Annotated in this window: 28 protein-coding genes; 20 read left to right on the forward strand and 8 right to left on the reverse strand. The window is 52.2% G+C overall.

Translation table 11 applies throughout. The features are described 5' to 3' along the window. Nucleotides 1-221: 221 nt before the first annotated feature. From DNH61_RS22425 to DNH61_RS22455, 7 genes are all read left to right on the forward strand, one after another. Nucleotides 222-482: a stage V sporulation protein S gene (locus DNH61_RS22425; protein WP_006286829.1), complete on the forward strand. Its 261-nt coding sequence runs from the start codon at nt 222-224 to the stop codon at nt 480-482. Between the two features lie 124 nt (nt 483-606). Next, nucleotides 607-1,554: a dipeptidase gene (locus DNH61_RS22430; protein WP_111149061.1), complete on the forward strand. Its 948-nt coding sequence runs from the start codon at nt 607-609 to the stop codon at nt 1,552-1,554. Nucleotides 1,555-1,736: 182 nt separating this feature from the next. Continuing rightward, nucleotides 1,737-3,470 (forward strand): 2-oxoacid:acceptor oxidoreductase subunit alpha, encoded by a 1,734-nt coding sequence (locus DNH61_RS22435; protein WP_111149062.1) that lies wholly within the window; start codon nt 1,737-1,739, stop codon nt 3,468-3,470. A gap of 2 nt (nt 3,471-3,472) precedes the next feature. Then, nucleotides 3,473-4,339, forward strand: coding sequence for a 2-oxoacid:ferredoxin oxidoreductase subunit beta (locus DNH61_RS22440; RefSeq protein ID WP_111149063.1), 867 nt, complete (start codon nt 3,473-3,475; stop codon nt 4,337-4,339). Nucleotides 4,340-4,457: 118 nt separating this feature from the next. Further along, nucleotides 4,458-5,030 carry a phosphate propanoyltransferase gene (locus tag DNH61_RS22445; RefSeq protein WP_111149064.1) on the forward strand — a complete coding sequence of 191 codons (573 nt, stop codon included), beginning with the start codon at nt 4,458-4,460 and terminating at the stop codon, nt 5,028-5,030. A gap of 177 nt (nt 5,031-5,207) precedes the next feature. After that, on the forward strand, nt 5,208-6,764 hold the full coding sequence (gene miaB / locus DNH61_RS22450) for a tRNA (N6-isopentenyl adenosine(37)-C2)-methylthiotransferase MiaB (RefSeq protein WP_111149065.1): 1,557 nt from the start codon (nt 5,208-5,210) through the stop codon (nt 6,762-6,764). 37 nt (nt 6,765-6,801) lie between these two features. Further along, on the forward strand, nt 6,802-7,329 hold the full coding sequence (locus DNH61_RS22455) for a YlbF/YmcA family competence regulator (protein ID WP_111149066.1): 528 nt from the start codon (nt 6,802-6,804) through the stop codon (nt 7,327-7,329). Nucleotides 7,330-7,458: 129 nt separating this feature from the next. On the opposite strand, the gene DNH61_RS22460 is transcribed toward DNH61_RS22455, so the two are convergent. After that, nucleotides 7,459-8,067: a biotin transporter BioY gene (locus DNH61_RS22460; protein WP_111149067.1), complete on the reverse strand. Its 609-nt coding sequence runs from the start codon at nt 8,065-8,067 to the stop codon at nt 7,459-7,461. A gap of 161 nt (nt 8,068-8,228) precedes the next feature. Between DNH61_RS22460 and DNH61_RS22465 the strand changes: the two genes are divergently transcribed. Further along, a complete protein-coding gene (locus DNH61_RS22465) occupies nt 8,229-9,056 on the forward strand; it encodes an ABC transporter ATP-binding protein (RefSeq protein ID WP_181438826.1) in 828 nt (275 codons plus the stop codon). Beyond that, complete coding sequence (locus DNH61_RS22470) at nt 9,046-10,785, forward strand: ATP-binding cassette domain-containing protein (protein WP_111149069.1); 1,740 nt, start codon at nt 9,046-9,048, stop codon at nt 10,783-10,785. Before DNH61_RS22465 ends, DNH61_RS22470 begins: the two co-directional genes overlap by 11 nt. 116 nt (nt 10,786-10,901) lie before the next feature. Here the strand turns inward: DNH61_RS22470 and DNH61_RS22475 are convergent, their stop codons facing one another. The 6 genes from DNH61_RS22475 to DNH61_RS22500 all read right to left on the reverse strand — a co-directional run bounded on the left by DNH61_RS22475 (nt 10,902) and on the right by DNH61_RS22500 (nt 13,057). Beyond that, nucleotides 10,902-11,036, reverse strand: a complete 135-nt coding sequence (locus tag DNH61_RS22475) for a sporulation protein YjcZ (protein ID WP_111149070.1) — start codon at nt 11,034-11,036, stop codon at nt 10,902-10,904. A 110-nt stretch (nt 11,037-11,146) separates the two neighbouring features. Next, nucleotides 11,147-11,545: a spore germination protein GerPE gene (locus DNH61_RS22480; RefSeq protein ID WP_111149071.1), complete on the reverse strand. Its 399-nt coding sequence runs from the start codon at nt 11,543-11,545 to the stop codon at nt 11,147-11,149. Further along, nucleotides 11,545-11,874, reverse strand: a complete 330-nt coding sequence (locus DNH61_RS27130; protein ID WP_342771474.1) for a hypothetical protein — start codon at nt 11,872-11,874, stop codon at nt 11,545-11,547. The genes DNH61_RS22480 and DNH61_RS27130 overlap by 1 nt, the downstream gene beginning before the upstream one ends. Nucleotides 11,875-11,916: 42 nt before the next feature. Then, complete coding sequence (gene gerPC, locus DNH61_RS22490; protein WP_181438827.1) at nt 11,917-12,609, reverse strand: spore germination protein GerPC; 693 nt, start codon at nt 12,607-12,609, stop codon at nt 11,917-11,919. A gap of 14 nt (nt 12,610-12,623) precedes the next feature. Next, nucleotides 12,624-12,824 (reverse strand): spore germination protein GerPB, encoded by a 201-nt coding sequence (locus DNH61_RS22495; protein WP_111149073.1) that lies wholly within the window; start codon nt 12,822-12,824, stop codon nt 12,624-12,626. Between the two features lie 5 nt (nt 12,825-12,829). Further along, nucleotides 12,830-13,057 carry a spore germination protein gene (locus tag DNH61_RS22500; protein ID WP_111149074.1) on the reverse strand — a complete coding sequence of 76 codons (228 nt, stop codon included), beginning with the start codon at nt 13,055-13,057 and terminating at the stop codon, nt 12,830-12,832. A gap of 204 nt (nt 13,058-13,261) precedes the next feature. Between DNH61_RS22500 and DNH61_RS22505 the strand changes: the two genes are divergently transcribed. Together DNH61_RS22505 and DNH61_RS22510 are read left to right on the forward strand one after the other, a co-directional pair. Then, nucleotides 13,262-13,732, forward strand: coding sequence for an Hsp20/alpha crystallin family protein (locus DNH61_RS22505; protein ID WP_111149075.1), 471 nt, complete (start codon nt 13,262-13,264; stop codon nt 13,730-13,732). Between the two features lie 126 nt (nt 13,733-13,858). After that, nucleotides 13,859-14,059: a hypothetical protein gene (locus DNH61_RS22510; protein ID WP_111149076.1), complete on the forward strand. Its 201-nt coding sequence runs from the start codon at nt 13,859-13,861 to the stop codon at nt 14,057-14,059. 106 nt (nt 14,060-14,165) lie between these two features. Here the strand turns inward: DNH61_RS22510 and DNH61_RS22515 are convergent, their stop codons facing one another. After that, a complete protein-coding gene (locus tag DNH61_RS22515; protein WP_245948297.1) occupies nt 14,166-14,693 on the reverse strand; it encodes a PCYCGC domain-containing protein in 528 nt (175 codons plus the stop codon). Between the two features lie 151 nt (nt 14,694-14,844). On the opposite strand from DNH61_RS22515, the gene DNH61_RS22520 reads away from it, so the two are divergent. The 9 genes from DNH61_RS22520 to DNH61_RS22560 all read left to right on the forward strand — a co-directional run bounded on the left by DNH61_RS22520 (nt 14,845) and on the right by DNH61_RS22560 (nt 24,276). Next, the gene (locus tag DNH61_RS22520) at nt 14,845-15,063 is read left to right on the forward strand and encodes a hypothetical protein (protein WP_111149078.1); all 219 of its coding nucleotides are present in this window, start codon (nt 14,845-14,847) and stop codon (nt 15,061-15,063) included. Between the two features lie 186 nt (nt 15,064-15,249). Continuing rightward, nucleotides 15,250-17,214 carry a stalk domain-containing protein gene (locus DNH61_RS22525; protein ID WP_111149079.1) on the forward strand — a complete coding sequence of 655 codons (1,965 nt, stop codon included), beginning with the start codon at nt 15,250-15,252 and terminating at the stop codon, nt 17,212-17,214. Between the two features lie 147 nt (nt 17,215-17,361). Then, nucleotides 17,362-17,805, forward strand: coding sequence for a Fur family transcriptional regulator (locus tag DNH61_RS22530; protein ID WP_111149080.1), 444 nt, complete (start codon nt 17,362-17,364; stop codon nt 17,803-17,805). A 16-nt stretch (nt 17,806-17,821) separates the two neighbouring features. Further along, nucleotides 17,822-18,049, forward strand: a complete 228-nt coding sequence (yidD, locus tag DNH61_RS22535; protein ID WP_111149081.1) for a membrane protein insertion efficiency factor YidD — start codon at nt 17,822-17,824, stop codon at nt 18,047-18,049. Between the two features lie 382 nt (nt 18,050-18,431). Continuing rightward, complete coding sequence (gene metG / locus DNH61_RS22540) at nt 18,432-20,423, forward strand: methionine--tRNA ligase (protein ID WP_111149082.1); 1,992 nt, start codon at nt 18,432-18,434, stop codon at nt 20,421-20,423. 197 nt (nt 20,424-20,620) lie between these two features. After that, entirely contained in the window at nt 20,621-21,787 is a 1,167-nt protein-coding gene (locus DNH61_RS22545) for a metal ABC transporter solute-binding protein, Zn/Mn family (RefSeq protein WP_111149083.1), read from the forward strand. Between the two features lie 72 nt (nt 21,788-21,859). Then, nucleotides 21,860-22,663 carry a metal ABC transporter ATP-binding protein gene (locus DNH61_RS22550; protein WP_111149084.1) on the forward strand — a complete coding sequence of 268 codons (804 nt, stop codon included), beginning with the start codon at nt 21,860-21,862 and terminating at the stop codon, nt 22,661-22,663. A 79-nt stretch (nt 22,664-22,742) separates the two neighbouring features. Further along, a complete protein-coding gene (locus DNH61_RS22555) occupies nt 22,743-23,546 on the forward strand; it encodes a metal ABC transporter permease (protein WP_111149085.1) in 804 nt (267 codons plus the stop codon). A gap of 16 nt (nt 23,547-23,562) precedes the next feature. Further along, nucleotides 23,563-24,276 carry a cytochrome c biogenesis CcdA family protein gene (locus DNH61_RS22560; protein WP_111149086.1) on the forward strand — a complete coding sequence of 238 codons (714 nt, stop codon included), beginning with the start codon at nt 23,563-23,565 and terminating at the stop codon, nt 24,274-24,276. Nucleotides 24,277-24,285 lie beyond the last annotated feature (9 nt).

Here is a 24,285-nt window from a genome sequence, read left to right on the forward strand (position 1 = left end):
GGCTTAACTTTGGCCAGCCGCTAAAGGCTGGCTTTTCTTCATGGTTCTTAGCGGATAGGACTTAAGAATAGGAGCGTCTTCTATCCATTCTAGTCCTATAAAGTGTCGCGCAATTCGGAACAGTTTGCGAATTAAGCTCTCAGGAAGCAGGAATTTTTTGTCCGCCCTCGAATATGATTGAGTAATGGGTTCCAACCATCATTCCCGAGGAGGTACTTTACATGGAAGTATTAAAAGTTTCAGCAAAGTCCAACCCAAATTCTGTTGCCGGTGCGCTGGCAGGAGTACTGCGCGAACGTGGAGCTGCAGAGTTACAGGCCATCGGGGCTGGTGCGTTAAACCAGGCGATCAAAGCAGTTGCAATTGCACGGGGATTTGTGGCGCCAAGCGGTGTGGACCTCATCTGCATTCCAGCGTTTACAGATATAGTGATTGACGGAGAAGACCGCACAGCGATCAAGCTGATTGTGGAGCCCAGATAACAGCCGTATAATAGTGAAATGGCCTGTTTACACCAAGTAAGCAGGTTTTTTTGCGCGCCTGCATAAGCTGCAAAGCCGCTCAGTACATAACTCATTAGATGAAGTCAGTGAGGTGGAGGTAGAGATGAAACAGGGAATGATCGATTTCCATTGTGATGTGCTTGCCAAGCTCTTAACCGGGGAAGCTGACAGCTTTAGAGGGTCTGGTGCAGAGGGTCTTGATGTTACCTATGAGCGATTGCAGCAGGCTGATGCTCTGCTCCAAACTTTTGCTGTATATATACCGGAACAGCTTGAAAGCAGCGTACACAACCTCTTGCGCGCCGTCGACCATTTTTACCAGCATATCTTAACCTGCCCGAATATGATGTTCGTCCGCTCCTCCGCAGAGCTGCACGCCTGCGCTCAGGCTGGCCGGACAGGTGCTGTACTGGCAATTGAGGGAGCGGATGCACTGCAGGGCGATATGGCCCTGCTCAGGCTCCTGCAACGTCTGGGTGTCAGGTCGCTTGGGCTTACGTGGAATCATGCCAATTGGGCGGCTGATGGCATTCTGGAGCCCAGAAGCGGCGGGCTGACCGGCAGAGGCAGGGAACTGGTGCGTTTGTGCAATGAGCTGGGCATACTGGTCGATGTTTCCCATTTGTCGGAGCGTTCGTTCTGGGACACGGTTGACCGGACAGCTAAGCCGGTGATCGCTTCTCATTCCAATGTCCGGACGGTATGCAGCCATCCGCGGAATTTGACAGATGAACAAATCAAAGCCATTATTATGCAGGGCGGATTGATCGGCGTTACTTATGTGCCATGGTTTGTGAAGCATGAAGGTTCAGTAAGGACTTCCGATCTGCTAAGACATATTGATTATATTTGCGAGCTGGGCGGAGAAGACAATATTATGTTTGGTTCAGATTTTGATGGAATCGGACAGCATATCGAAGATCTGGCTCATCCCGGTGACATACCTGCCTTTATGAATGAATTGTACAGCCGGTACGGGAAGACAGCCGCGCACAAATGGATTCAGGGCAATGCCTTCCGTTTTCTTGCGGAGAATCTTCCTGAAGCCTGAAGGTTTTTGCTCCGTTCTCGTTTTGATATGAATATAATCGAAAAGAACTATGTTTGGAAGTGTGATAAATGTATTGAAATTTGTGCCCCTAAGTCATAAAATTTATTTGACCTTTGAAAAAAATAATTTATATGTCGATAAGTGTCGGAGAGACACGTTAACCAAAAGAGGAGTTGGGCATTTTGATCAGTCAATTGTCTTGGAAGATCGGGGGACAGCAGGGGGAAGGCGTTGAAAGTACGGACCGTATTTTTTCGACTGCACTAAACCGTCTGGGCTATTATCTTTATGGATACCGTCATTTCTCCTCACGGATTAAAGGCGGGCATACGAATAATAAAATCCGGATCAGCACGGCGCCAATGCGTGCGATATCGGATGATCTTGATATACTTGTAGCGTTCGACCAGGAATCGATTGACTTGAATGCTCATGAGCTTCGCGGCGGCGGGGTTATTGTGGCGGATGCCAAGTTTAACCCGACTGTCCCCGAGGATGTAAATGCCCGCTTGTTTGCAGTGCCTATAACCTCCATTGCGGAAGAGCTTGGTACGTCACTGATGAAAAACATGGTGGCCTCCGGTGCTTCCTGGGCACTTCTGGGTCTGCCGCTCGAGGTGTTCAACAAGGCGGTGGAAGAAGAGTTCGGACGCAAGGGTCCAGCTATCGTGGAGAAGAACATCGAAGCGGTAAAGCGCGGTGCTGAGTTTGTCCTGGAGCAGGCTGGCGGCCCGCTGGAGGATTTCAGGCTGGGTCCCGCTGACGGCAAGCAGAAGCTCTTCATTATCGGCAACGAGGCGATCGGCCTCGGAGCAATCGCGGGCGGATGCCGGCTCATGTCTGCTTACCCGATCACGCCTGCTTCCGAGATCATGGAATACCTGATCAAGAAGCTGCCGAAGTTCGGCGGCACGGTTGTTCAGACGGAGGACGAGATCGCAGCGGTAACGATGGCGATTGGCGCAAACTACGCAGGCGTCCGCACGATGACTGCCTCTGCGGGTCCCGGCCTGTCTCTGATGATGGAGGCCATCGGCCTCTCAGGCATGACGGAGCAGCCGCTCGTCATTGTCGACACGCAGCGCGGAGGTCCGTCAACAGGTCTTCCTACCAAGCAGGAGCAGTCGGACCTGAACGCTATGGTTTATGGAACACACGGTGAGATTCCGAAGGTGGTCATTGCACCGGCATCAATCGAAGACTGCTTCTATGATACAATTGAAGCGTTCAATATCTCCGAAGAATATCAGGTTCCCGTTATTGTGATGACAGATCTGCAGCTGTCGCTCGGCAAGCAGTCCTGTGAAGTGTTCGATTACAGCACGGTGGAGATCCGCCGCGGTAAATTGGTTCAAGATGCACCTGCTGAAGATAACGCTGAACAGTTCAAGCGCTTTGAGTTCACAGAGGACGGCATTTCGCCTCGTGTTCTTCCAGGCGTTAAAGGCGGCCTGCATCATGTAACAGGGGTTGAGCATGATGAGGTTGGCCGTCCGTCCGAAAGCGCCGTAAACCGGGTGAAGATGATGGATAAGCGTCTTAATAAGCTGAACACCCTGCAGATCAGGGATGCGATCCGGGTGGATGCGCCTCACGAGTCGCCGGAACTGCTGATCATTGGCATGGGCTCGACCGGCGGCACCATTGATGAGGCGAGAGAGCGGCTGGCCGCCGACGGCGTGACAAGCAATCATGTAACGATTCGCCAGATCCATCCGTTCCCGACAGCGCAGCTGGCACCGTATATCGAGCAAGCGAAGAGAGTCATCGTCGTAGAGAACAATGCAACTGCCCAGCTCGCTGCACAGGTGAAGCTGCATGCCGGCTATGGCGACAAAATTAAGAGCCTGCTTAAGTATGACGGCAACCCGTTCCTTCCTGCCGAAGTGCATAAAGCTTGTAAGGAGATGAACTAACGATGGCTACTTTCAAAGAGTTCCGCAACAATGTGAAGCCGAACTGGTGTCCTGGCTGCGGGGACTTCTCCGTGCAAGCAGCGATTCAGCGGGCAGCCGCCAATGTCGGTCTTGAACCGGAAAGTCTGGCTGTTATTTCGGGGATCGGCTGCTCGGGCCGTATTTCCGGCTATATTAACGCCTACGGCTTCCATGGCATCCATGGGCGTGCGCTGCCGATTGCACAAGGTGTTAAGCTGGCGAACCGTGAGCTGACCGTTATTGCATCAGGCGGCGACGGCGACGGCTTCGCAATCGGCATGGGACATACGGTCCATGCGATCCGCCGTAATCTGGATATGACGTATATCGTTATGGATAACCAGATTTACGGTCTGACCAAGGGGCAAACCTCACCACGCAGTGCTGAGGGCTTCAAGACTAAATCTACGCCAGAGGGTTCGATCGAGTCCACGCTTTCGCCGCTTGAGATCGCCTTGTCGGCTGGCGCTACCTTCGTCGCCCAGTCATTCTCCAGCGATTTGAAGCAGCTTACGAGCATGATTGAGCAGGGTCTGCAGCACAAAGGCTTCTCGCTGATCAACGTATTCAGCCCTTGTGTCACCTTCAACAAGGTGAACACTTACGACTGGTTCAAGGAGCATGTTATTAATCTTGAGCAGTTCCCGGATTATGATCCAAGCAACCGCGTGGCGGCAATGAACAAAATCATGGAAACAAATGGTATGCTGACAGGCCTCATTTATCAGAACAAGGAACGTAAGCCTTACGAGGATATGATTTCCGGTTTTAGTACTGACGGACTGCATAAGCAGGATCTGACGCTTTCTTCCGAACAATTTGACAAATTGGTGGCAGAATTCAAGTAAAAGATTCTTTTTCGGCATACGACGCATCTGGTCGTATGCCTTTTCCTGCATGGGGTAATAGTGATGGTAGGATAATTCATTCCAAACAATTAAGCTGAACTGAAAGGATGTTGATTTTATCATGAAACAAGTACCAGTAGGCGTATCCGCACGTCATATCCATCTGTCACAGGAGCATGTTGAGAAGCTGTTCGGAGCAGGCTACCAGCTGACCGAGATGAAGCCGTTGTCCCAGCCAGGTCAATTTGCCTCCAATGAGACAGTAGAGGTTGTCGGCACCAAAGGCAGCTTCCCCAAAGTACGTATTCTAGGCCCTGCACGCAGCCGCACACAGCTGGAAATTTCTCGTACCGATGCCTTCTCGATAGGGGTTAACCCGCCCGTTCGCGAGTCCGGTAACATTGCCGGTACGCCTGGTATTACAATTAAGGGACCTGCAGGCGAAGTGACGATTGAGGAAGGCGTCATCGTGGCTGCCCGCCATATTCACTTCCACACCTCCGATGCTGAGAAATGGAACATCGCGGACAAGCAGCTTCTGAAGGTGCGGCTGGGCGGAGAGCGCGGCATGGTGCTTGAAAATGTAGTCGCTCGCGTGTCGCCTGACTTCGCGCTTGATATGCATATCGACACGGATGAGGCTAACGCTGCAGGCGCCAAGACCGGCGATATGGCAGAGATCGTCGAGTAACAGGGTCAGCCAACAGTGACAGCTTGCTGTTAGGTCCAAGCCTTCGCCAGCAGCTAGACGGTAGCGGGTGCGGTCATTTCATGCTATAATTTGATACAATGTGGGCAGGAACAAGCGGAGCGAATCGTCTTGGCATTGGCTCCTGCCCGATTTGGCATAAAGGAAGTGACATGCATTGTGACGAAAGAGACGAAAGATTTCAGTAAATATTTCGACTTCTCGGGCGCAAAGATCATTTCCGAAGATGAACAAGGCAAGAAAATCCGGATCGGCGGACGAGACATTCATATTATGTCTGAGCCGAACTACCGCCAGGAGAAGCAGCGCGGCAAGGAAGAAGTGCGCGTGCTGTATGATCAGGCGGTGCCCGAGGAGCTGCGTTCACTCGGAAACGGGAAGCATTATCTTATATATACGTATGGCTGCCAGATGAACGAGCATGATACCGAAGTAATGAAGGGCATGTTCGAGCAGATGGGCTATACCGCTACCGAAGACCGGAACGAAGCAGATGTTATCCTGCTGAACACATGTGCGATCCGCGAGAATGCGGAGGACAAGGTGTTTGGGGAGCTGGGCCATCTCAAGCATCTGAAGACAGAGAAGCCGGGACTCATTCTGGGGGTATGCGGCTGTATGTCTCAGGAAGAGTCGGTTGTCGGCCGGATTCTGCAGAAGCATGCATTCGTCGATTTGATCTTCGGCACACACAATATCCACCGCTTGCCGCAGCTGCTGAGTGATGCGCTGTTCAGTAAGGAAATGGTCGTAGAGGTTTGGTCCAAGGAAGGCGACATTATCGAAAATCTTCCCAAGAAGCGTGAAGGCATGCGCGCCTGGGTCAATATTATGTACGGCTGTGACAAGTTCTGTACGTATTGTATCGTGCCTTATACACGGGGCAAGGAACGGAGCCGCAGACCGGAAGACGTTATCGCAGAGGTCCGGGAGCTGGCCCGTCAGGGCTATAAGGAAATAACACTGCTTGGCCAGAATGTGAACGCATACGGCAAGGACTTTGAAGATATTTCGTACCGGTTTGGTGACCTGATGGCAGATATCCAGAAGATAGCTATTCCGCGCATCCGGTTTACAACCTCTCATCCGCGTGACTTCGACGATCATCTTATTGAAGTGCTGGGACGCAGAGGAAACCTGGTTGAGCATATTCACCTGCCAGTACAATCGGGCAGTACAGAGATTCTCAAGCGGATGAGCCGGAAGTACACCCGTGAATCCTACCTGGAGCTTGTCCGCAAAATCAAGGCGGTCATCCCGGATGTCGTCTTGACATCGGATATTATTGTTGGCTTCCCGGGTGAAACAGAGGAGCAGTTCGAGGACACGCTGTCGCTTGTGCGCGAGGTTGGCTATGATTCGGCTTATACCTTCATCTATTCGCCAAGAGCAGGCACACCGGCTGCCGGCATGGAAGACAATGTGCCGATGGAAGTGAAGAAGCAGCGGCTCCGCCGGCTTAATGACCTGATTGGTGAGCTGAGCAGGGAGCGCAATGAGCAGCTTCGCGGCCAGATCGTTGAAGTGCTTGTGGAAGGCGAGAGCAAGAACAATGCCGACGTGCTGTCCGGCCGCACCCGGACAAACAAGCTGGTTCATATTGAAGGGCCGAAGGAATGGATCGGACAATTCATTCAGGTACGAGTGACCGAAGCGCAGACCTGGTATATCAAGGCGGAACCGGTTCATCAGCAGACGGCCGAGGCGGTATCCTGATTCCAGGCAGCCTGCGGTAATAGGAGTGTATACATTAATGGCAGAACAAACAGCAAGGCAGCAAGCGAGCGACACGAAGAGTGGACAAGAGCATACGCACGGGCATGACTGCGGACACGGTCATGAGGAAGGGCACAGCTGCTCGTCCGTACCCGTATTCGATACCCGAGATCTTCTGATCCGGGAAGATATCATGGCTAAGGCTAAGGAATTGGCCGAAATGATCTACACCTCCGAGGAGGTTCAGCATTACCGCCGGGCTGAGAAGCAGATTAACGGCAACGAACGGATTCAATCACTGATCAGCCAAATCAAGAAGAAGCAGAAGGAAATCGTAGCTTTCCAGTCCTTCCAGAACCAGAAGATGGTGGACAAGATTGAAAGCGAAATCGATGCTCTGCAGGATGAGCTGGATGCGATTCCGATTGTTTCCGATTTCCAGCAGAGTCAATCCGATATCAACTACCTGCTCCAGCTGGTCATTTCGGTTATTCGTGATACAGTAGCCCAGCGGCTGGATGTGGAAAGCGCAAGTGCGCCCGAAACGGAAGACTGCAGCGATTAATGCAGAGTCGGGTACAGGTTAACTCTATCAGATAAGCAAAAAGCCGGCTGACCGCCTGGAACGATAGTTCCAAATGGTGAGCCGGCTTTTGTATGTATGCTGATACTCCGGAAGGTTTGTTCAAACTAATCACCCGTGCATCTCTGAACGCAGACCACTCTTCTCGGCTGTATGCCGGGAATGAAGCTTTGGAATATAACGGTACATGGCACCTGTAACAACTGTCGCAATGACCGCTTTGGCGATGTCAAAGGGGATAAACGGATAACAGGCTAGTGTAAGGGACTTGGTGATCGTAAAGCCCTTTACCGCAGCATGCCAGGGAACACCGATAACGTAGCTCGGCAGAACACCTGCCAGCACGAACACCAGGAACAGAGCGGCGTAGAATAGGCTGATGCCAAGCTTGCGCCGGCTTGCAATAACCTTGCGGACCAGGTACCCGATGAGCATGGCCTCGATCAGGAAGGCGAACAGGAAGCCGCCGGTAGGACCCAATATTCTGGAAATACCTCCTTCTCCGCCAATAGGCACGCCAACTGCGATCAAGGCAACGACTAATCCCATACTGATCAATCCATAGCGAGCGCCTAGAAATGCGCCTGCAAGCATGACAGCCAGGTTTTGCAGCGTAATGGGTACGTCGCTAAAGCCTAGTGTAAAACGTGTGGCTGTGAAAACGACGAACAGGGCTGAGAATAATGCTGTGTAAACTAGACTCCTAACATTTAAGGACATGATTGCACCTTCTTTTTTAATTTGTTAACCTTTATCTATCATGTTGGTTAACCAAAATGGATTTTATCACAGCTTCGCGGATTCGGGAAGAGGGCCGGTGGTATTTTTTGACGATTACTACTTCAACACAAGCACTCCAGTTAAAAGATGTAAGTGTTTATATGACAGGACAAGCGGATGACATGGCAGATAGCGAGGCGGAACACGTTCAGCTGCTCAGCTCAATTACGCTAGAGATTGAGCCGGGACAGTGGATCCAGCTGGTGGGGCCCAACGGCAGCGGCAAGAGTACACTGGGCATGCTGCTTGCCGGTCATGCTGACAGAATAGCCCAAGGCAATGCTGCTGCGGAAGGAATGATGAACCGGGGATTCGCTGGGAACGTGCCGCTGCCAATTGTCACGCAGGATCCCGAGGCATCGATTGTCGGCCAGACACCGTGGGAGGACCTGATACTGCTGCTAGAACAGCAGGGAATGGAGCCCGATGCTGTCTTTAACGCGGCCGAAGCTTCATTGAAACGCTGCCGGCTGTGGGAACTGCGGGACAGGAAGGTGGATACGATCTCAGGGGGGCAGAAGCAGCTGCTTGCCGCCGCCGGCTGTCTAGCCTGCGGTGTTCCTCTGCTGCTGTTCGATGAAGCGGATACAATGCTAGACGCCTCATCGAGGGCTGCTGTACACGCAGCGGCTCGTGAGCTGTGGCAGAGCGGAATGACGGTCTTGTGGATCTCGCACCGGCTTGATGGTCTTAAGCATACGGACCGTATCATCGGCATGGACAACGGACGTATCGTTTATGATGGTTCGGTTGAGGCCTTTTATCTGCCTGGCCCGGATGAGGCGGTTTCGCCTTGTGCGCAGCTGGGTTATGAACCGCCCTATTCCGTTCAGACAGCGCTTGAGCTTGCCGGCCTCGGCTTCCAGCTGACACCTCTGCCCTTATCGCCCGATATGCTGGAAGAGGCGGTGAAACGCCTTGGCGGCTGATATACGAATTATTGACCTGACGGTGTCCGCGGAGGATGGATCAGGTAACAGGCTAGTTCATGGGATCAGTGTTACTATTCACTCTGGAAGAACGACGTTAATTACTGGAGCTAACGGTGCGGGGAAGACGACGCTGCTTGAGTCGATCGCGGGACTGCGCAGTCTGGATTCGGGTTCAATTCACTACGGAGATTACCCCTTATGGTCTGAGGGCAAGCTTCAGCAGCAGGCGCTCTTGGAATTCGGGCTGGCCCAGCAGCGCTCATTCAGCGGCTGGTTCTGCCAGACAATTCGCGAGGAGCTTGCTTACTCGATGCGCCCTTACCAAATCGCGGAAGAACATCAGGCAGCCCGCATGGAGCGCTGTCTGGAGGCATTCGGCCTGGGGCCGGCAGAGCAGATGCTGCAGCGGGAACCGTGGTCGCTGAGCGGCGGTCAGCAGAGAAGGCTTGCGCTGGCCTGTCTGGCTGCGTCAGAGCCGTCCTGGCTGCTTCTGGATGAGCCGACCGCGGGCCTTGATGACGAAGGCATCTCCCTGTTGAGACAGCTGCTTGCCAGGCAGGCAGAGCGGGGAGGCGGATCGCTGATCATTACGCACGATCTGGATGCCCTCTGGCAGATTACGGATAATATTATTGTGCTTGAAGACGGGCGGATACGAGAGGCGGCTTCAGCCGCAGAGTGGGCCGCGCGATTTGCCGGGGATGAAGAGTACGCGGCAGAAGGGGTGCGGCTGCCTGAAACCGTACGGACAGCTGCCCTTCTGAATGTTCAGCGGGAGAGGCTTGCCGGGGAGGAATGGGCGGCAGCGAGGCCGCTGAGTCCAGCTGAACTGGCTGCTGTTATAGCAGGAAGGGTGAAGGACGGGCGCAGCGGCAGGACTCGTGATGATGGAAGGATAGCCTCATGTGATGGTTGTTCGAACGACCAGATTAACGCTGGAAGCTTACCTGCGAATGAACGGTCAGGAGCGAGTCTGAAACTGTGGGAGAAGTGGTCGAAACGCGATCCGCGAGCTCTATGGCTGGCTTATATGCTTGTTTCCTTCGGCCTTCTTATTCAGCAAACCTGGACCGGTGCAGTGCTTGGATTGGGTGTGTCAGCAGCCGTGGCGGCGGGCTTGTACCCGCTGGTTCGCCCGTTTCGTATAATCATTAAGATGTACTTGATTGCACTAGTCGTAACGCCAATTATCGCCGGTCTGGAATTTAATCCTCTTGGTTTCTCTCTGGCAAGTGCGGAGCCTCCGCTGTTCCGGATGTTTCGCTTGTTTCAAATCATGCTGCTGGGCTTGCCTTTATTAGGACTAATGACGCCCTTTAAGCTGCAGCGGGCAGTTGAACAGTCGCTGCTCGCGCTGCGGCTAAACCCCTCAGTTGGCAGGGCGATTGCACTGATGATCTCCATACTATTCCGGTTTATCCCGCTGCTGCTCAGCGAATGGGCGAGATTTTCCAAGATCGCAGTAGCAAGAGGGAAGCGGCCGGTTATGCCGGGCAAGGTACCGGTTCGTATGCTGCATACGATCATCATTCCCTATATGCATGCGCTGCTGAGGCTGGCGGATCTGATGTCCACTTCGCTTGAAATCAGAGGTTTCGGACAGATGAAGCGTGTCAGGCGGGCAGTGAAGCTGAAGCTTGGCCGAAAGGACGCCGGATTTATCGCAGCTGCTGCGAGCATTATGCTCATCATGCTCGGCGCTGCATTGCTGCCGAGCTTCTTGTAAGAATCGCCTTCATGCATAATATACTAGGCAAATAAAGACAGCCAACAAGCAGCAGGCAATCTGCATATTGGCTGTCCTTTCGCTGTTATGCACGCCATGCGCATGATTGCTGGCCTTTAGAACCAGCCTGCACGCAGGATGATGACAAGCAGGATGAAGAGAACCAGAATAATACCTGTACTCGTCCAGAGACCGCCGCCAACTGGTACGCAGCCTGCTGCTGCGCCTGCACCGCCAACCGGATATGTCATGGATAATCCCTCCCCGCAATCTTGATTGTGAGCATTCGGATCACATCATCAATATATGCGGGAGCCTGCGGCAGGTTTGGACGGCTGCCTGTGCCAGCCGACTATTTAAGTTATGCCCGCCCTCTAACAATCCTGATCTTCTTCAACCTGGCCTCTGCTTCAACCTTCCCGCAGCTGCCGACAAGCAGCAGGGATGAACCAGCCATGGCGATGACGTTTACGACGCCTGCCCGAATGGCAGGATTCGCATCCGTTTTGGAGAGGATGATTGGCTCTGTTCCATCAACAGAAGCAGTTAATGAATCTGGCCATTCCGGTCTTGGCAGCTGAAAGAGCGGGTAGGATGGAAAATACACTTCTTCCGTCCAGCCCCTGTCCGTATCGTCCACAACTGCTAATGCTCGCAGTCTGGGCTCAAACTGCTCCTGGTCGCCAATCCGAACGATACTGCTTAATGATATATCATTGGCGGACAGCAGGCCGACAACCGAGGTTCTGCGCAATACCATCAGCTGTCATCCTCTTCGAGATTATTAAACGCCTCGGACCAGAACTGTTCTTGCTGCTCTTCCAGCATATCGGCGTGCTGTGTTTCCCATTCATTCATCGATTCCCAGAAGAAACTGCTTGTATCCTCAGCCTCAGGCTGATCGTCCAGCGGGTCTGGAGCTGCGAGTGGAACAAGCGGTAAACGTACCAGCGAATCGGGAGGCGAGTCAAAATAGGAATACAGGCTAATCCAGTCTGTATCCCCTACTTGAACCAGGGATGAAGATGAAACGCCTATCATTCGTATTGAACCGACACTGAGGCTGTGATTAACGATATGTACCTGCATAAGCTTCACCTCTTTCGTAGGATGCAGCTGTACGGAACAATATTATGAAATGTCAGGCGATCCTTCCGGGCCGTGTTCTGGACTGCTGCCGGCGATCATGTCCTTAAGCCTCAGCAGATACAGCCTGATGGCCTCTTTTAGATCACGAATCGTACGCGAAGCGGCTTCCTGCTGCCGGATTGCCATGCCGGAAGCATCTGCTGCAGAATCCTCCTGAAGCTTGTTCCAGTAATAGCGGGCCCGAGTCTCCGACTGGCCTTGGATATCCCGGACGATCAGCCTTCGGTGATGTGCGTCGAGCCTTACCTCCAGTTTCTCCTCCAGCTCTTCCAGATAAATCAAGGCTTGGCTGTCGATGAAGAACGATACACGCTCAAGGACCTCAAGGAAGCCGTCTTCCTGTACGGGGGCAGGCGGCGGGACCGGCTGGCTGGAGGCGGCCGGTTGGTCTGGCACCACCAGCTGGTCAATATCCTTGGAAAGCTCGGTTCCTGGCGGGGACATGCCTATATTCAATGTTCCTTCAAGCTGCTGAATCTTTAGCTGGTCAAAATGATATTCCAGCCGTTCCACCGTATAGGAAGGCTTCTGCTCCAGCTCGTTTATCCTTCGTTCCAGTGATTCCAGGCGGTTTTCCATTGTTTCCAGCGTGGCTTTCTGTTCCAGAATAACATGATGCATCGTGTACCAGTATTCATACCATGCCGACCATGAGGCGTTAGGGTCAGAGGTCATTATCATACCTCCTTCTAGGACGGGTTGGGAAGCGGAACCAGACCAAGGGTGGCAGCCTTCGACAACAGACCGCCGCTGCTAGCGATTGGGGCTTCATAAGACTGAGACAATGCCCTGATCGCTCCAGCACTTCCAACCTGAAGAACGGAAGAGTTCGATACGCTATCCACCCGCAGCTGCTGAATCGTAATATGCTGGTGCACGGTCAAATTCATGGCTGTTATACCACTTGCGCTTGATTATTGGCGCTGTCCTGCACATCGGGGTCTACTGAATTCGTTGCACTCACGGCGTTGTTCGCGTTGGTTAATGCCCCTGTGAGGAAAGAGCCCGATCCGGCGTAAGCCTTGGACGTACTGTTGGGAGAGAGGCGCAGCGCATCGCCGAATTGAACGATGCCTGAGGAACCGACACTAATGATATTCACATATCCAACAATTGCAGGCATAGCACACCTCATTTCCGGCTTGAGGCCGATACTTAAGACTTATAGTAACTATATGCAGGCAATGGCCCAACGGTTCCAATAAATACGGCAATTATAGGCTTGGGGCGTCTGTCCATACGGTTGCCGGCCACTGCCCGCTGGAATAAACTGTTCTTATCGTGAGATATGCAGAGTTGCAGGGATGAGAACAGAGGTGAACAGTATATGGCAGCAGAAGATCAGAACAAGGGCGGCAGCCCATTTGATTTGAACCATTTAGAGGAGTGGCTGGAGAAGCAGGGAGTGCTTAAAGGTCTTGGCATGTTCGGCTCAGCGGATTGGATCAATGAGATGGTAAGCAAAGCGGTCAGCGGCTCTCTCTCCAGGAAGCCTGGTGCCAATACCGGTTTGAAGAGCTCCTCTCGTAAGCAGGCCGATGTATTCGAAACCCATCGGTTTATAATCGTTAAGTTTCCGCTCCCGCGAGATACCGATTTTTCGGTAATCCGGGTTCTCGTCCGGCCGGACCGGGTGAAATTGGCAGGAATGGCGGAAGGGGATCAATATGCGGATCTGCCCAGGCTTGTTATCCCGTCAAGCGCTAAAGCGCTGTACAGCTCAGGTGTGCTTCAGATCAAAATGAAGAAGAGACGGGTGAATCCTGGCTATGTAGAGGTTGGAATCCGGTTTGATTAGTGAATAAAATGTGATCAATCGCACATTTTTTATGACAAATTATTGTTTACATGCTGGCGGTTCACAGGCAATTCCCTTATAATGCAAAATAAATGGCCTGAACTAAGATAAGGGAGTGTTGAAGCTGTGTCGCTCGTGGATGTTAGTGAGGTTTCCGCCAGTCTGTTTATAACAGGGGCGGTCTTTATACTGCTTATTTTCTCGCTTCTCAGTCTTGGTATTCTGCGCATGTTTCAGCTGCGGTACAAGGCGGGCTGGCTCTCCTTCGCAGGAGCGGTTGTAAGCTCGGTCGTATTCGGACTAATCCTGGACCGATGGTTTATGTAGCCGCAGGGAGAGCGCAAAAGCACTAGCACAAGAACAGCCCCCGTGTGATTGCCCTTGTCCAAGGGACGATTCACGGGGGCTGTTTGGCTGTTATCGTTAAATCAGACTAAACTCCAGTATACTGGGGAGTCGGTGTTGGCTCACCGGACTCTGCATACCGCGCTTCAATGAACTGCCTGATTTCTGGAACGGACAGGCCTTCCTTCTGCTTCATGACAGCTGTAAATGCGATATCCAGACAGGTACCGCAGCGGGTTCCATGATCATCCCAAACCATGGTTCCGTCTTCCTGCACTTCATAGATGAAGCAGTTCCGGCTGCTCGTGTGGCCTGCAATTGTTCCGCAGCCGCAATAGCACGGGATCCAGTCGAGAAGGTCAGAGTGCTCGGCTGCAAGGCGGTATACATTCACCAGCTCCTCGGGCTTGGAATCCAGGAAGGACGGAAGCTCGTCTGAAGAAGCAGTGGCTTCCCGCAGATCCCCATTAGCTGCAGTATGGCTTTCATGATGCTCCGCATGCTGTCCGGCTGTTTCTGCAGGTGCGTTTGATTGACTGGTATTGCTTCCCCCGCAGGCAGAAATCAGCAGGATAAGCACAAGGGCTGCAGAGATGCCCGAAATTTTCTTCCTCACCTGCATTCAACTCCTTACAATGTGATGTATAATACAATTTTACTATGTTGACCGCCTAATCGACCTTCGAAAAAATGTCCAAAATGTGAACCCGTCGCAGGACAAATGTTCTCAAGGTTAAATGGGCTAATAGTGAGAGGGAAGGGATTCCATGTATACAATGCTCTGGTTTGGTTGTAATATCTGTTTCGTTGCCCTGCTGATTCTGTTTCTGTTTCAAAACCGCAGCTACCAGGAGGCGCGAAGCAGCGGCGATGCCGGACGGGCAGCGGTTCTCAACAGGCGGCGCCTGCTGTCGGGTATTCTGGCAGTTATAGCTTTTGTGGCGATGGCAGCTGTCCTGCTGATTGACATGCATCTGAATGGTTAAGGGATAGCCTGGAAATATATTTCATATTTTTTAATTCCCATTTACGCAACTTTTACGATTCTAAGGCGTTTAAGGAATAGGTCTGCCCAAGTAGGAAAGCGGGAACGGCAGGAAGAAGTCCGTCTGCAGCTTGCAGGCGGATGAAATTTGGACTTAAGGGAAATCAGAAGGTGAAGGAGACAAAGCATGAAATCGTTGAAATGGTTAATGGTATTATCGCTGCTTATTATCTCGGTACAATTCTCCCCGGCAGAGCCTGCAGCAGCACGCAGCGGCGGCAGTATCCTGCAGATGAAGAAGAATAGTGACATCATTTATTTTAACGGTAAGGAAATGAAGGCTGCTCAGCCGGTCACGATCATTAAGGGCTCGGCTTATCTGCCGCTGCGCGGCATTGCAGATCCTTTTGGCTACACGCTGTCTTATGACAAGAAGACAAGGGAATCGGTAGCAAAGGGCGGATCGAAGGAAATCCGTTTCAAAGCAGGCAGCTCGATTATCAAGATTAATGGTGCCAGCGTTCAGGGACCAGGCCCTGCTTATAACCAAAATGGCTTCCTGATGGTTCCAATCCGGATGTGGTCCAACCTCACCGGCAGTACGATCACGGCCAACAGCGGCAATATCACGATTACCTGGAGTACGGTTCCGGTCGCGACCTTCAAGGTAAGTCCGGACGTTATCTATGCAGGTCAAACGAGAGTAACATTTCAGGACTTGTCTTCAAGTAACGGTCCTTACAAGATCATAGACGAACGCTGGGAAGGCCGGCAGGAATACTACGAGTCGGCAGGCACTTATGTCATCACAAGATGGGTAATGGACGAGAACGGGACATGGAGTGAGCCGTACAGCGTTACGATTACCGTGCGTACACCGAATCAGCCGCCGGTTGCGGATTTTGCAACTGAGAAGCCAGCCTACCGGATTGGTGAGCAGGTTACCTATATCGACCGGAGCTATGACGATGAGAATGCAATCACCCGCAGAGTCTGGACGGGCAACGAGCCGGTGTTCTTCGAGCCTGGTGAGAAGCGCGTGACACTGGAGGTTGAGGACCAGCACGGGATGGTTAACGTGGTAACCAAGCTGGTGACGGTTACGGAGGAAGTGCTGTACACCCGTGAAGAATATAACCAGCTGTATACGCCGGTTGGCGCCAAGTACGAAATGAATGGCGCCAAAGTACTGGAATATGGGGTCGTAAATCACAAGTTCCACAACGAGCCGTCGCAGATGGTGCGCAGCAATAGTCCGGAGAAGTGGCTTACTACCGGTATCGCCTACCAGGATGACCTGACTGGCAAGACAAGATTCATGTTCCACAACCGGAACAGCACGGGCTATAATGTCAAGATGTATCTGCTTGCGACGAACATTAACGGTACGGTAGCACGGGTGGGTACCGGACCAATCGGTATCGGCGGTCCGACCACCTACGTGTCAACAGCCGGCCGCCAATCCGTTACACGCTATTTGCAAGCCTTGAACGCGAATGCGCCTTATACGTATGAAACGTTAAGACCAGGTGAGACGAAGATTGTAGCATCTGATTTGGCCAAAGCACCTATCAAGGACACCCAGGTCTTCTCAGCACATGTCGATATGATGTCGGACCAGCCGATTCGCTATCAGATTGTAGTGGTGCGTGAGAATGAGGACCCGGTAACGGCAGTAAAATCACTGCAGCAGATGTCACGGGATGAGTACCATGTACGCGGAACCTTCTATAATGCGGAACGGGTAATCGACGGGGCAGAGGTCGACGGTCTCGGCAGAAAGCCGCAGTATATCATGCTGGGTGACAAAAAAGTGGATACCCATCTGGACGGCATTGATAACACCACTGGCAAACTGGAATGGAATTTGGGTAACTATGGGGTGCTCTACAAGATGAAGCTCACGAATGTTGCTCCCCGGACTCTGATCGGGATCAATGCCAGAGGCGGCCATTATGCCGGCGCCTTCTCCGTTAACGGTAATGTAGTAGGAGCGCCGCAGTCGGGCATTCTCAATAACAACGGGGAGACCGTCGTGCTGCATCGCACCGGCAATGTTCCCGAGACAGTTGAGATAACGTTCGTGCTGGCATCGGGCAGCAATCTGCCGATCTATATGCTCTTCAGTCCACTGCCGGAAATCCGCTGGTAGGCATCTGATATCATACAACTTATTTGACCCCTGATTCCGACTGTGGAATCAGGGGTTTTATCTTTTGGAGCGGCTGCCTTGGATGATTGACGGGACGAGCTTTTTACGGCATGATGATATCATTATAGCCGCCGGAGGGAAGATGAGATGCAGACTGACGAAATCATCCGGTTAATGTCTGAGGCGGGGCTGCGCATCACCGATCAGCGCAAGACGCTGGCCAAGCTGTTTGCCGATTCGCCCGGGTACTTATCACCTAAGGATGTATATGATCACATGGGCCGTTATTATACAGGATTGAGTTTTGACACGGTTTACCGGAATCTTCGCGTCATGGATGAGCTGGGTGTTCTGGAGCAGGTCATGTTTGAGGAAGGGGTAAAGTTCAAGGCGCACTGCCGTGAAGCCCATCATCATCATCACCTGATCTGCCTGCATTGCGGGAAGACCTACCCGCTTACGTTATGTCCTATGGATATGACGGAGATTCCCGAGGAATTTAAAGTTGTGAAGCATAAATTTGAAGTGTTCGGCTACTGCAAGGACTGCACAGGTGAAGCAGAAGCGGCGGCTGCAGGCTCAGACGGCTAGGAGGTGTCTTCTTAGGATGCGCAAGGTGCTGCAAGGTCCGGTTCGTTTTTACCGTTCTTTCATATCTCCGCTGAAGCCGCCTACCTGCCGCTTCTATCCGACCTGCTCCGCGTATGCGCTGGAGGCGCTGGAGACACATGGGGCGCTGCGGGGGAGCTGGCTTTCTATCAAGCGGATCTGCCGCTGTCATCCGTTTCATCCGGGCGGAATCGACCCTGTTCCGCCAAAGGCTTCTAAACCTTGACAATAGAAGATCAATTAGGTACGATTCTGTCAGGATATGTTTCATATTGAGTAGGCCAATGAACGGATGAGTACATGGTGATTGCCCTTTTCAGAGAGCCGGATAAGCTGGGAACCGGTAAGGAGCGGCTGTGGAAGATGGTCCTGGAGGTATTCCTGCTGAGCTGTGCCCAAGCGTTAGGGCGGCAAAGCGGAACGTTAGACCGCGTTACAGGTCCTAGCCGCTGCTGGGCGGCACGAACGAAGCTTCCCTGCGCACTAAAGCGCCCGGAAGGAATTTGGGTGGTACCACGTGAGCTGAGCTCTCGTCCCATACGGACGGGGGTTTTTTTGCGTTTTGGCGGGTTTCTATAACCTGAACCATAATGAGGAGGAATGACTGGATGACGGCGAACAAGAGCTTTTATATTACGACACCGATCTATTACCCAAGCGACAAGCTGCACATCGGACATGCTTACACCACGGTGGCTGGCGATGCGATGGCGAGATACAAGCGGCTGCGCGGGTATAATGTGCGGTACTTGACCGGCACTGATGAGCACGGGCAGAAGATCGAACGGAAGGCAAAGGAAAAGGACCAGTCGCCGCAGCAGTTCGTAGATGGCATCGTGGCAGGAATTAAGGACCTCTGGGAGAAGCTGGACATCTCGAATGATGATTTCATCCGTACGACTGAGCCTAGACATAAGAAGGTAGTGGAGCAAATCTTCTCGCGCCTGCTGGAGCAGGGCGATATCTACAAGGGAACCTATGAAGGCTGGTATTGTACGCCATGTGAATCCTTCTTCCTGGAAAGGCAGCTTGAGAGCGGTAACTGTCCGGATTGCGGGCGTGCCGTTGAGCTTGTCAAAGAAGAGAGCTACTTCTTCCGGATGAGCAAGTATGCGGACCGGCTGCTGCAGTATTATGAAGAGAATCCAGGGTTCATTCAACCGGAATCGCGGCGCAATGAGATGATCAACAATTTTATCAAGCCGGGATTGGAAGATCTGGCTGTATCGCGTACTACATTTGACTGGGGCGTAAAGGTGCCCGGTGACCCGAAGCATGTTATCTATGTGTGGATCGATGCCTTATCCAATTACATTACCGCTCTTGGCTACGGGTCGGAGGACAGCAGCAAATATGAGACGTACTGGCCTGCTGACGTTCAGCTGGTGGGCAAAGAGATAGTCCGCTTCCATACGATCTACTGGCCGATTATGCTGATGGCGCTTGGCGAGCCGCTGCCTAAGAAAGTTTTTGCCCACGGCTGGCTGTTGATGAAGGACGGCAAGATGTCTAAGTCCAAAGGCAATGTGGTTGATCCGAATATGCTGATTGACCGATATGGCCTGGATGCTGTCCGTTATTATCTGCTGCGGGAAGTGCCGTTCGGCGCGGATGGGACGTTTACGCCTGAGAATTTTGTAGAGCGGATTAACTTTGATCTTGCCAACGATCTGGGGAACCTGCTGAACCGGACGGTAGCTATGATAGACAAGTATTTTGGCGGAGAAATTCCGGCCTACGAAGGCAATGTAACGTCCTTTGATGCCCTGCTGAGTGAAATGTCCGCGGAAACAGTTGCGAGTGTAGAGCGGGCTATGGACCAGATGGAGTTCTCGGTGGCGCTCGCCTCGATCTGGCAGCTGGTGAGCCGGACGAACAAGTATATTGATGAGACACAGCCATGGGTGCTGGCCAAGGAAGAGGCGACAAGGCGCGAACTGGCATCTGTCATGGCACATCTGGCGGAATCGCTGCGCATTATCTCCATCCTGATCCAACCCTTCCTGACCAAAGCGCCTTCAGCGATCTGGCGTCAGCTGGGTATTGAGCCGGGTGAACTGACGACCTGGGAAAGCACGAAGCAGTTCGGCAGCCTGTCGGCCGGAACGAAAGTAAGCAAGGAGCAGGCGCTGTTCCCGCGGCTTGAGGTGGCTGACGAAGTGCAGTATATCGCCAGTTCCATGACCGGCGGCCAGCCGCAGGCTGCTGCTGAGCCGGCTCCCGGGAACGGGGCAGCACAGACGGAAGCCGTATCAGTACCGGAGGTTGAGAGCCTACCGGAAATCGGAATTGATGATTTTGCCAAGGTGGAACTGAGGGTGGCGCAGGTTCTGGAGGCGGAGCCGGTCAAGAAGGCGGATAAACTTCTGAAGCTGCAGCTTGATCTGGGTTTTGAGCGCCGTCAGGTTGTATCCGGCATCGCCAAGCATTACAAGCCAGAGGAATTGGTCGGACGGAAAGTCATTTGTGTAACCAATCTGAAGCCGGTCAAGCTGCGCGGGGAGCTGTCCCAGGGAATGATCCTTGCTGCGTCTCAGGGCGACCAGCTGACAGTGGCAACGGTGCCGAACAGCATGCCGAACGGCGCTATCGTGAAATAATCAACAACAGGCAGCAGTCCCGTCGAGAAACGGGGCTGCTTTTTTGATGCACGCTATTGGCGGCTCCAATGTGAGCGGATTACAGCAGGCTATAATTCGGATAAGGCATTGACAGCTATTCCACCCGGCTATATAATCATAAGCGTAATTGTAACGATTACGAAGAAGAGATTATAGGTGAAGCGGGGATTAAATGAATGAATCTATTATTGGATGTACAGAACAAGCGTAAATGGCAAGCTGCTAAGAACCGGTTAATCCGTTCAGCAGGGCTTCTGCTGCTGGCTTCCTTGCTAATACTGACGGCTGCCTGTTCTGGCGGTGACAAGGCTGCGAATGACAATCCGGATAAATTAAATATTGTGACAAGCTTTTATCCGATTTATTATCTTGCCAATGAGATTGGCGGGGATCGGGTGGATGTTACGAATCTTATTCCTGCCGGCGTAGAGCCTCACGATTGGACGCCGAAGAGCCAGGACCTGACAAAGGCATCAAAGGCTGCGCTGTTTATCTACAATGGAGCCGGGTTTGAAGGCTGGGTAGATAATTTCCTGCAGGGGCTGGGCAGCGGTCATACGGTCAAGACGCTAGAAGCAAGTAAGGGTATTAAACTTATTGACGGCAATCCGGAAGCGGGGCACGGCCATGAGGATGAGCATGCACATGAGGCTGAAGGTGAAGCAGAGCATGGCCATGAGGATGAGCATGCACATGAGGCTGAAGGTGAAGCGGGGCATGGCCACGAGGACGAGCATGCACATGAGGCTGAAGGTGAAGCGGAGCACGGCCACGAGGACGAGCATACGGACGAGGCGGAATCCAGCCATAACCACTCGCTGGACAAAGATCCGCACACTTGGGTCAGCCCGAAGTCGGCTATCCAGATGGCCGAGAATATTAAGAATAGTCTGGTAGAGATTGACGCTGACAATGCGGCTGTATATGAGGCGAACTATGAAGATTTGGCCGCCCGGTTGAATGAGCTCGACCAGAAGTTTGCGGAAGAGCTGGCAGGGAAATCCAAGAGTGACATCGTTGTATCCCACCAGGCATTTGGCTATCTGTGCAGAGATTACGGTCTGAACCAGATTGCCATTATGGGATTGTCACCTGATGCAGAGCCGAAGGCTCAGGATATTATCCGTATTGCAAACTATGTGAAAGAACACAATATTCAGTACATCTTCTTTGAGGAAATGGTCTCTCCGACACTGGCACAAACGCTGGCGAACGAAGCGAAGGTGGATACGCTTGTTCTGAATCCTATTGAAGGCTTAACGCCCGAACAGGAAGCAAGAGGGGACAATTACTTCACGCTAATGGAGACAAACTTGCAAAATTTAAAGAAGGCATTACAATAATATAGACTACGCAAGTCTGCCAGGTGCCGTTCAAGGCCCCTGGCAGACTTTATTGAAGGAGGGTGGACGGTAATGAAGGATGCGGTCAGGGATGGGCGTTCGGCAGGCTGTCACCAGGAAATTATAACACTGGAGAATGTATCGTTCGGTTATGAACAAAATCGGGTGATACAAGGTCTTAACCTGTCTGTCAGAGAACGTGATTTTGTCGGGCTGATCGGTTCCAATGGTGCGGGAAAAACGACCCTGCTCAAGATGATTGTAGGACTGCTTAAGCCAAAGTCAGGAACGGTTTCTCTGTTCGGCAAGCAGGTAGGAAGCTTTGACCACTGGGAGAAAATCGGCTATGTGCCGCAGAAAAATTCCTTCAATCCACTTTTTCCTGCGACGGTTCGCGAAGTCGTTCTATCCGGGCTGTACAGCAGGCGCAAGCTGTTCCGGCGGATCAGCAGAGCCGATCAGATCAAATGTGATGATGCTCTGCAGGCTATGCGGATTGAGGATTTGGCTGCCAAACGGATCGGCATGCTGTCAGGCGGACAGCAGCAGCGGGTTTTTCTGGCAAGAGCGCTTATTAATAATCCGGCTTTGCTCATACTGGATGAGCCGACCGTTGGCATTGATGCTGAAACCCAGGACAACTTTTTTCATATGATTCAGCACATGCACAAGCATCATAATATAACATTCTTAATGGTTTCCCATGAAATGGAACGGATGCGTGCTTATCTGGGCGACCAGCCGGCACAGGAAAGCGGGAAATTGAAGTTTTATGTTCGACATTCGCATGATGTGGAAAACTGTGTGGAAACGGATTTGACGCACAGCCTGAAGGGGCTTCGTCAAACCATGGAACAGCAGCTTGCCCATTCATAACATAATATACTCACCTAGGACAGCGGCTGCAGGGTCGTTAAGAGTCTAACGTCCGGTTAGGAAGGAAGGCATTATTCCATTGGAACTATTATCAAGTGAATTTTTTCAGCGAGCGCTTCTTGGCGGTGTGCTGATAGGAATAACGGCACCGTTAATGGGCCTTTTTCTCGTTCTGAGACGGCTTGCCATGATTGGCGACACGCTGGCTCATGTTTCAATTGCCGGTGTCGCCTTAGGCTTCCTGGTTGGCGTTTACCCGCTTGGAGTTGGATTATTATTCGCTCTCGCAGCTTCCTTCGCGATTGAGAAGCTGCGCAAAACTTATAAGACGTACGCAGAGCTGTCTATTGCCATTATCATGTCTGGCGGTGTTGCGCTCGCTTCTTTGCTGTTCTCGATTGGCAGAGGATTCAGCGTCGATATAAACAGCTATTTGTTTGGCAGCATCTATACATTGAACGATACCGATCTGCTGGTGATCGGGACAGTAACACTGATCGTGATCGGGGCAATTGTCATGCAGTTCAAAGAAATGTTCCTGATGACCTTCGACGAGGATGCGGCGGCTGTTAATGGCCTGCCGACCCGCTACTTCAATCTGATGATTAGTTTTCTTACGGCTCTTGTCATTGGAGTTTCAATCAAAATCGTCGGAGCCTTGCTGATTTCTGCTCTGCTCACGATTCCAACAGCCTGCAGCCTGATTGTCGCCCGCAGCTTTAAACAATCTGTTGTGCTGGTTGTCCTTGTGGCAGAGTTTGCTGTTATAGCAGGCCTCATGATCGCCGGCTTCTGGAACTTGGCGCCCGGCGCTACGATTGTGCTGCTGCTTATTGCCATTATGCTGGTGCTGATGATGGGCAAAGCCGCTGTGAAGAGATAAACACGGGAGGTTAACGATGTCTGATGTGAATATTTGGCTGGCGTTTGGCGCAGGCTTTGCTTCCTTTGTTTCACCATGCTGCCTGCCGCTGTACCCATCCTATTTGTCGTACATTACCGGCATATCTGTCAGCGAGCTTAAGGATGAGAACAAGCCGAAGCAGGTCAGGCTTCGCACTATGACTCATACGCTGTTCTTCATCCTGGGCTTCTCGCTGCTCTTTTATACGCTGGGATACGGGGTTAACGCCTTCGCTGACTTCTTCAGTGATTATCAGGAACTGATCCGGCGACTGTCTGCCATTTTGATCATGCTGATGGGACTGTTCTTGCTCGGCATCTTCCAGCCCCAGCTCCTAATGAAGGAGATGAAGCTTGATCTGAGGACCGGCAAGACGGGATACATAAGCTCATTTATATTCGGGATCGGCTTCTCAGCTGGCTGGTCACCTTGTATTGGCCCTATTCTCGCTGCGATTCTTGGCCTGCAGGCCACCTCGCCCGGTTCATGGTTTTCCATGACTACAGCCTACGCACTTGGCTTTGCCATTCCGTTCTTCATCCTGGCCTTCTTCCTTGGCTCTACCCGTGCCATCCTGAAATATTCCAACCGGATTATGAAGATAGGCGGGGCGGTTATGATCGTGATGGGCATCCTGCTGTTCACTGACCAGATGACAAGAATCACCGTTTGGCTGAACGGGATCACGCCCGAATGGCTTAAATTCTGACAGCAGCGG

The organism is Paenibacillus sambharensis (assembly GCF_003233845.1).
In the GTDB taxonomy this organism is placed as follows: Bacteria; Bacillota; Bacilli; order Paenibacillales; family Paenibacillaceae; genus Paenibacillus_I; species Paenibacillus_I sambharensis.

Excerpts from the sequence above, each read along its gene's own strand:
- DNH61_RS22560 (WP_111149086.1), top strand. The coding sequence starts at position 23,563 with ATGTCTGATGTGAATATTTGGCTGGCGTTTGGCGCAGGCTTTGCTTCC.
- DNH61_RS22465 (WP_181438826.1), top strand. The coding sequence starts at position 8,229 with ATGACAGGACAAGCGGATGACATGGCAGATAGCGAGGCGGAACACGTT.
- DNH61_RS22460 (WP_111149067.1), bottom strand. The coding sequence starts at position 8,067 with ATGTCCTTAAATGTTAGGAGTCTAGTTTACACAGCATTATTCTCAGCC.
- DNH61_RS22520 (WP_111149078.1), top strand. The coding sequence starts at position 14,845 with ATGTATACAATGCTCTGGTTTGGTTGTAATATCTGTTTCGTTGCCCTG.
- DNH61_RS22425 (WP_006286829.1), top strand. The coding sequence starts at position 222 with ATGGAAGTATTAAAAGTTTCAGCAAAGTCCAACCCAAATTCTGTTGCC.
- gerPC (WP_181438827.1), bottom strand. The coding sequence starts at position 12,609 with ATGACCTCTGACCCTAACGCCTCATGGTCGGCATGGTATGAATACTGG.
- DNH61_RS22500 (WP_111149074.1), bottom strand. The coding sequence starts at position 13,057 with ATGCCTGCAATTGTTGGATATGTGAATATCATTAGTGTCGGTTCCTCA.
- DNH61_RS22430 (WP_111149061.1), top strand. The coding sequence starts at position 607 with ATGAAACAGGGAATGATCGATTTCCATTGTGATGTGCTTGCCAAGCTC.
- DNH61_RS22480 (WP_111149071.1), bottom strand. The coding sequence starts at position 11,545 with ATGGTATTGCGCAGAACCTCGGTTGTCGGCCTGCTGTCCGCCAATGAT.
- yidD (WP_111149081.1), top strand. The coding sequence starts at position 17,822 with ATGCGCAAGGTGCTGCAAGGTCCGGTTCGTTTTTACCGTTCTTTCATA.
- DNH61_RS22505 (WP_111149075.1), top strand. The coding sequence starts at position 13,262 with ATGGCAGCAGAAGATCAGAACAAGGGCGGCAGCCCATTTGATTTGAAC.
- DNH61_RS22440 (WP_111149063.1), top strand. The coding sequence starts at position 3,473 with ATGGCTACTTTCAAAGAGTTCCGCAACAATGTGAAGCCGAACTGGTGT.
- metG (WP_111149082.1), top strand. The coding sequence starts at position 18,432 with ATGACGGCGAACAAGAGCTTTTATATTACGACACCGATCTATTACCCA.
- DNH61_RS22475 (WP_111149070.1), bottom strand. The coding sequence starts at position 11,036 with ATGACATATCCGGTTGGCGGTGCAGGCGCAGCAGCAGGCTGCGTACCA.
- DNH61_RS22495 (WP_111149073.1), bottom strand. The coding sequence starts at position 12,824 with ATGAATTTGACCGTGCACCAGCATATTACGATTCAGCAGCTGCGGGTG.
- DNH61_RS27130 (WP_342771474.1), bottom strand. The coding sequence starts at position 11,874 with ATGCAGGTACATATCGTTAATCACAGCCTCAGTGTCGGTTCAATACGA.
- DNH61_RS22550 (WP_111149084.1), top strand. The coding sequence starts at position 21,860 with ATGAAGGATGCGGTCAGGGATGGGCGTTCGGCAGGCTGTCACCAGGAA.
- DNH61_RS22530 (WP_111149080.1), top strand. The coding sequence starts at position 17,362 with ATGCAGACTGACGAAATCATCCGGTTAATGTCTGAGGCGGGGCTGCGC.
- DNH61_RS22525 (WP_111149079.1), top strand. The coding sequence starts at position 15,250 with ATGAAATCGTTGAAATGGTTAATGGTATTATCGCTGCTTATTATCTCG.
- DNH61_RS22455 (WP_111149066.1), top strand. The coding sequence starts at position 6,802 with ATGGCAGAACAAACAGCAAGGCAGCAAGCGAGCGACACGAAGAGTGGA.
- DNH61_RS22545 (WP_111149083.1), top strand. The coding sequence starts at position 20,621 with ATGAATCTATTATTGGATGTACAGAACAAGCGTAAATGGCAAGCTGCT.